Origin of the sequence: Terriglobus sp. YAF25 (assembly GCF_052113305.1) — a bacterium.
Classification (GTDB): Bacteria; Acidobacteriota; Terriglobia; order Terriglobales; family Acidobacteriaceae; genus Terriglobus.
On the sequence record NZ_JBFRCY010000519.1, the window covers coordinates 1 to 6,483 of the forward strand.

The 6,483-nt window shown below is 55.8% G+C and carries 6 protein-coding genes; 5 read left to right on the forward strand and 1 reads right to left on the reverse strand.

What is annotated here, in order from left to right; translation table 11 throughout:
* The 5 genes from AB4043_RS19235 to AB4043_RS19255 form a co-directional block, all read left to right on the forward strand.
* Positions 1-699 (forward strand): HamA C-terminal domain-containing protein (locus AB4043_RS19235; protein ID WP_442307799.1); only part of this gene is annotated, 699 nt, incomplete at its 5' end.
* On the forward strand, positions 696-3,311 hold the full coding sequence (locus AB4043_RS19240; RefSeq protein WP_442299691.1) for a DEAD/DEAH box helicase: 2,616 nt from the start codon (positions 696-698) through the stop codon (positions 3,309-3,311). The genes AB4043_RS19235 and AB4043_RS19240, both read left to right, overlap by 4 nt.
* 16 nt (positions 3,312-3,327) lie before the next feature.
* Positions 3,328-3,687 carry a hypothetical protein gene (locus tag AB4043_RS19245; RefSeq protein ID WP_442307800.1) on the forward strand — a complete coding sequence of 120 codons (360 nt, stop codon included), beginning with the start codon at positions 3,328-3,330 and terminating at the stop codon, positions 3,685-3,687.
* Between the two features lie 1,047 nt (positions 3,688-4,734).
* The gene (locus tag AB4043_RS19250; protein ID WP_442299693.1) at positions 4,735-5,166 is read left to right on the forward strand and encodes an alpha/beta fold hydrolase; all 432 of its coding nucleotides are present in this window, start codon (positions 4,735-4,737) and stop codon (positions 5,164-5,166) included.
* 167 nt (positions 5,167-5,333) lie between these two features.
* Positions 5,334-6,116, forward strand: a complete 783-nt coding sequence (locus tag AB4043_RS19255; RefSeq protein WP_442307801.1) for a class I SAM-dependent methyltransferase — start codon at positions 5,334-5,336, stop codon at positions 6,114-6,116.
* A 167-nt stretch (positions 6,117-6,283) separates the two neighbouring features.
* Here AB4043_RS19255 and AB4043_RS19260 read toward each other — a convergent pair.
* A partial coding sequence (locus AB4043_RS19260) for a hypothetical protein (RefSeq protein ID WP_442307802.1) occupies positions 6,284-6,483 on the reverse strand: 200 nt, incomplete at its 5' end.

The following is a 6,483-nucleotide window of genomic DNA, read 5'->3' on the forward strand; positions in this document are numbered from 1 at the left end:
GCTAAGTACAACAGCACCGAAGCCGTCGCTGCACTTGTCGAGCAGGCAAAACGCTCCTTCACTGACATCGCCCTGACGGGTGAGGGCGGGGAGATGCTACTGTTCCTCCTGGCCGAGCGCTTCCTCAAACTTCCGCAGATCCTCTGCAAAATGGACCTGAAGACCGACATTAGGATGCACTATCACGGTGCCGACGGTGTCTATGCCGGAGTGACTACTGACGGTATCCTCAAGCTCTACTGGGGCGAATCAAAAATCTATAAAGACCCAGGTGCGGCGATTCGGGAGTGTCTTAGCTCGCTCGCTCCGTTCCTCATCGAACTGGATCACGAAGGTGCGGAACGCGAACGCGATCTTATTCTGCTCGCTGACAAGGCTGATCTCAGTAAGCCGGAACTGACCGAGGCACTGAAGCGGTTTTTTGACAAGAACTCGACACAGTCCAAGCGCGTTCAATATTGCGGGGTTGCGCTCGTAGGGTTCGACGCAGAATTCTATCCTCTAGATCAGGTCAAGGTCGTCGCCGATTCCATCGCGAATGCGGCACGCCTCGAACTTGAGACATGGTGCACAACAATCGGCCAGAGACTGACAACTGAGAAGCTTGAGCAGGTGGAGATCGAGCTGTTTTGTCTGCCGCTGCCATCCGCCGAAGGATTTCGTTCTGCCTTTCTCACAGCGATGGGAGTCGCCAAATGAACCTTCCCGATTTGCAGAATTGGATGGTAGAGGAAGGGTTGCGCATTGAGCTTGACGCTCTCACTCGCCAAACGGTGAGAGCTGAACTCGACAATCTTGCTATTGAGTCTGCGGATGGTCAGGTCGGCGCAACTCCTGATTGGTCTCGCTTGCTGTTCGCTGGCAGTATTCTCGCCCGATCCCGTGAACGGTCGCAGCAAGAAGCTGCACTCAGGATCGCGACAGCTGCCATGACACTTTCCTCCCGCGATGCTGTCCGCGATACCGCCGCAGTGCTGCTAAGCAAGCTATCCAATTTCCGTGCGATTGCGCTCGCAACCCATCGCAATCTGCTCGTCGAAGGTCTTGAAGGGCGGCTAGGCATGACGTTGCGTATCGAAGCACAGCGACGGCAGATGGATCAGTCGGTGCTGATTCAGTCTAGTGGCCGCTGGCTTCCCGTGAATGAGTTCCAGCAGCGCTTTTGGACTAGCGCAGGTGATCCCGGCTGGCTGTCCGCCTCAGCGCCAACTGCCTCGGGGAAGACCTATGTCGTCTTGCTATGGCTTCTCGATCAGATGCGCTCGACCGACGCCAAAGTGGCGGTTTACCTCGCGCCGACCCGTGCACTTGTATCCGAGATCGAGGCTAGTCTCCAGCTTCTGATCGGCAAGAGTCCCGATATTGATGTGTCTTCCTTGCCGTTGCGCGCGAAGTATGACGCGGCGCTCGGAGATGGCGCAAAGCTCATTCTGGTGTTCACTCAAGAGCGCTTGCATCTGATTGCCAATGTTATTGGCGATGCGATTAAAATTGATCTCCTCATAGTCGATGAGGCGCATAAGATCGGCGACAACCAGCGCGGAGTCATTCTCCAAGACGCGATCGAACGAGTCAGCCGCGTGAATCCGGCCCTCAAACTGGTATTCATTAGCCCTGCAACGGAGAATCCGGAGGAGCTGCTCCTCGATGCGCCGGATGGCGTCCAGGTAGCCGCCATCGAGAGCGACGCACCAACTGTCCTCCAGAATCTAATTGTCGCCGAACAGGTGCCACGCACGCCGAAGCGCTGGGCCCTGTCGGTGCGCGGTCACGGTGCCTCGCTCCCCATTGGTGTGCTTGTGCTCGCCAATTCGCCAGCCGGACTCAAGAAACGGCTCGCTTTTATCGCCGCAGCGGTAGGCGAGCGTGGCGGAACCCTGGTTTACGCGAATGGCGCCGCCGAGGCCGAGGATGTCGCCGATCTCATCAGCCAATTGCAACCGCCGCCCGACAAGTTGGACACCGAACTCGCTGCATTGGCAGCCTTAGCTCGGGAGGGTGTGCACCCGCAGTTCCGGCTGGCGCCGCTCGTTGAGCGCGGAGTGGCATTTCATTATGGCAATATGCCCTCGTTGATTCGACTCGAGATCGAGCGGCTCTTTCGTTCAGGCAAGCTTCGGTTTCTCGTTTGTACGTCCACCCTTATCGAGGGAGTGAACCTGTCGTGCCGAACGATTGTACTGCGCGGCCCGCGTAAGGGTATGGGACACCCCATGGAGGCACATGATTTCTGGAACCTAGCAGGTCGCGCGGGCAGATGGGGCGATGAATTTCAGGGAAACATCATCTGCATCGATCCTTATGACACCTTTGCGTGGCCCGGTGGGGTGCCGTCCCGGGCCCGTTATCCAATCAAACGCGAGAGTGACGCCGTTATCGAGCTCGGCGACGGGTTGGCCGATTACTTGGATCGCCGCGCGAACACGGATCTCGCCAGCATCGGCGATGCGGAGCGTTTCGAGCAGGTGGGCGCCTATCTCCTCGCCACATATTTGCGGGTCGGATCGATCGCTCAGGCAAACCTGGCCAAGCGTCACGACCCAGCAGTTGTCAGCCGTCTCGACGAGAGCCTCGCCGCCATTGCTGCCAAAATCGAGATAGAACCCGACCTTGTCGGACGGCATCCCGGCGTCAGTGCATTCGGCCTCCAGAACCTGCTTGATGCTTTCCGTCGCTACGAAGGCGATATCGAAAACCTCCTGCCTGCGGCGGTCGACAGCCAAGATAGCTATGATCGATTCGTCACGATTATGCGACGAATAAATGAGAATCTCTTTCCAGCCTTCGTCCCCCAAGGCCGGGTTCGTCTCCACGCCCTAATCGTGGTGCAGTGGCTGAGAGGCCACTCATTGGCGAGGATAATCAGGGAGAACATTGACTATCATCTCGAAGTTAAGCGGTCATACAAGCTACCGGTATTGATCCGAGACACGATGGATCTGGTCGAGCAGATAGCTCGTTTCCGTGCGCCTAAATACCTTTCTGCATATGTAGACGTGCTTCACCTACACCTGCGCGAGACTGGACGCCCCGACCTGATCGAGGACGAACTCGACATTGGAACCCAGCTCGAGTTCGGCGTCTCATCTCGTACTCTGTTATCGCTGATGGAGCTTGGGCTTTCTCGTATGAGCGCGGTTGCACTTTACGAGAAAATCTCCCGTGACGATCTAAGCCAGCAGGATTGCATTGCCTGGGTTGCCGAGAGGAAAGCGCAGTTCGAAGGCATGGGAATTCCTGCTATCATCCTGCATGAAATCCTGGCGAAGCTAATGCCAGCGGATCCTGAATTCCAAGTTTCACCGCCATAGACGATCGAGGAGAGGGATGCCCGCAAAACCGATCACCATTGGTTCGACGCACTTTGCCAAAAAAGGGGATGCCATCGCCTTCTATAAGGGAGCCTATGAATCGCTTGCGGAGTTTCTATCCTTTCCAAGGAACTGGAACTTCCATACCATTTCGCATTCGCACGGCGAAGCGACACAAATACAAAAGCCGTGCGGTAGAAGTCGAATGATGGTGACAGACCTGAAGATTTTCCTCCAACCCGCCGATGCGCCGAGTAGAACCCGCCGGTATTGGGCGAACGTGATGAATTTGACTGTCAGCATCGACAAAGGCGCTCGTCGTCATCGGCTTAGTTCGGTGTCTAGGTGGCTGGGAAACAATCGCTCCCACAACTGATTGAACCGGAATGAGTTGGACCAAAGCGAGGGTGCTCGAGCACCCTTCCGCACCCTCGAATTTCGGTCGCCTCGCAGAAAGAGCAGACTTCTGCCCAGGTCGACCTCTATGCCAATGCACGGCAGAGGTCAGGAGTTTTGAGACGGTTTTGAGTGAGGGTGCTGGCGAGGGTGCTGAATTTCGGTATCTGCGTTTTTCCCAGTGTTTTTGAGTGCTCAAGGGTGCTGTACTTAGCCATCAACGCCCATGAAATCATTTAGATACAATCAATTAGCGTAACTGTCACGGCAGAGGTCGCGGGTTCGAGCCCCGTCGTCCCCGCCATCAATCTAAGAAATTAGAGTTGGCGTGATTTCCTCGACATCTAAAGTAGAGCAACCGCGCGATAACAGTTCTGTACGTGCACGCGAGACTCCTCCATCCCTCTTCTGGTAGCATCCCTCCTGCGCCCCTTCCTGAGCGCTGCATAGAGGTCGCTAGGGCCCTAATGTCATATACGAGGTGACCCATGCCGACTCCTACTATCGAATTAGGCAAAGTTCCCACGCGCTCTATCTGCATGGCCGGTGATTTTGGCGTTATTGCCAAAACCATCTCTGGCTGAGCAGAAGACTTCATCTTCCAGTTCGCGATCCCAGCCGGCAGCAAAGTGCTCGACGTTGCCTGCCCTACCAATCGAGCAGGTTAAGGGCAGGACTGGCTACTTGATYGCATCTTAGCGACGCTCGGCCGCCCTAGCTTGCTCCGAACTGCCTGATGGTTGCAAAGGCAGATCGCCAGCGGACCTACAGAAGTTGTCGGGGCCTTCATCTCCAGTTTTACAGACCGCCGCACTCACTATCGGCCGAAGGATGATAGCTAAAATCCTTCATTCGATAACCAAATGTATTGGCCATACCAAGGYCCAATTGTTTTGCTTCCTGGTCCGATCCACCACATATTTCGCCTTGGCGAACACCGAATAGCAGTAAGGAGGAACACACCAACTGCCGCCGCTCTACAGGGGCGGCGATATTTCTTCACAAAACTCAATTCAGGAGAAAACGTATGAGCACGCTTACGGTGAAAGATGGTACGACGATCTACTACAAGGACTGGGGCAAGGGACCAGTCGTCACGTTCTCCCACGGTTGGCCGCTGAACTCAGATGCCTGGGACGGCCAGATGCTGTTCCTCGCTCAGCACGGGTACCGCTGCGTTGCAGTGGATCGGCGCGGCCATGGCCGATCAGGTCAGCCCTCCATAGGAAATGATATGGACGGATACGCGGATGATCTTGCAGCGGTGATCGAAGCTCTGGACCTCAAACATGCAACCCTGCTGGCTAGCACTCACGATAAGGTTGCAACTCTTAAGAGGCAGGGGCGATCCCTGGATGAAATTGTTGCCGCGAAGCCTACAGCCGCCTGGGATGACAAATGGGGAGGGGGATTTATGAGCCCACGAATGTTCACCGGACTAGGATTTGAAGGCGTGTAGCGGTTCCACTTTCTATGTTGTGGCTCCTCTATCAACGATGGGAGGAACACAGGGCTCGGAGACACCTGCGCTGCTCATCTGATACCATCCTGCTGCAAAGCGGGCCCTAATGTCATGTACGAGGTGAACCAATGTCCGCCCCCACCATTGAACAAATCAAAGCTTCCATGCGCTCTACCTGGATGGCCGGTGATTTTGGCGTTGTTGCTAAAACCATCTCTGGCGGAGCGGAAGACTTCATCTCCCGGCTTGCGATCCCTGCCGGCAGTAAGGTGCTCGACGTTGCCTGCGGTACCGGCAACACGGCTATCCCCCTGGCACGCCGCGGATGCATTGTTACCGGTGTCGACATCGCCACCAATCTTTTGGAACAAGGCCGCGAACGTGCGGCAGCCGAAGGGCTGGCGATTACCTTCGATGAAGGTGATGCTGAGGCACTTCCTTATCCCGACGCCAGCTTCGACGCAGTGACCACTATGTTCGGCGCAATGTTCGCTCCGCGGCCCGAACTGGTCGCCTTAGAGTCGGCACGCGTGCTGAAACCGGGAGGTCTGCTGGCCATGGGCAACTGGAATCCTGGCAGCTTTACTGGCGCGATGTTCAGAGCCGGTACTAAGCATGTGCCACCTCCACCCGGAGTGCAACCGCCCGTCCTGTGGGGCGATGAGGCTACGGTGAAGTCACGGCTGGATCCGTACTTTACCAATATTGAGACCGAACTGGTTTCCATCGATTTCGATATGCCGGTAAACCCGGCAGGTGCTGTTGACTTCTTCCGGAGCCACTTCGGTCCAACAAAAGTGATGTTCAGCAAGCTGGATGAAGCGGGGCAAGGGGCACTTTATAGCGACTTAGTAGCGCTCTGGTCAGGAGCCAATGTCGCTGCTGACACCGATACCCATACGCTGGTAAAGAACCAATACCTGAAAGTCACCGCGCGGAAGAAGTAACGGAAATAACAGAAATATTCGATGCGACAGAGCCCGGCCACCGCCGGGCTTTGTCGCGTTTGTGACACCTCTTTTCCACCTAAACGTTTTAATCAGTGAAAACTTTTCACCATCAGTGAAAAATTTCCTTGACAGGCTTTTTAACAGCTTTGTAGGATTCGCCCGCTTCAAAGCAGACCGATTCCCAGGTAGCGAGGCATGCCTATGCCAGCCATTGCAGCACTGAACCGACGCACATCTTCCCGCAAAAGAGTTCTGGCAGTGTTTTGCGGCGCCATCCTTTTCATCAGCGCCATTCTTGCCAGGGCGCAAAACTCTTCCTCCTCGGTGAACGGCAGCGTCACCGACCCCACCGGCGCGTCACTGC

Bases quoted from the DNA above. Each gene is read 5' to 3' on its own strand.
- AB4043_RS19255 (WP_442307801.1), top strand. From the start codon at position 5,334: ATGCGCTCTACCTGGATGGCCGGTGATTTTGGCGTTGTTGCTAAAACC.
- AB4043_RS19240 (WP_442299691.1), top strand. From the start codon at position 696: ATGAACCTTCCCGATTTGCAGAATTGGATGGTAGAGGAAGGGTTGCGC.
- AB4043_RS19250 (WP_442299693.1), top strand. From the start codon at position 4,735: ATGAGCACGCTTACGGTGAAAGATGGTACGACGATCTACTACAAGGAC.
- AB4043_RS19245 (WP_442307800.1), top strand. From the start codon at position 3,328: ATGCCCGCAAAACCGATCACCATTGGTTCGACGCACTTTGCCAAAAAA.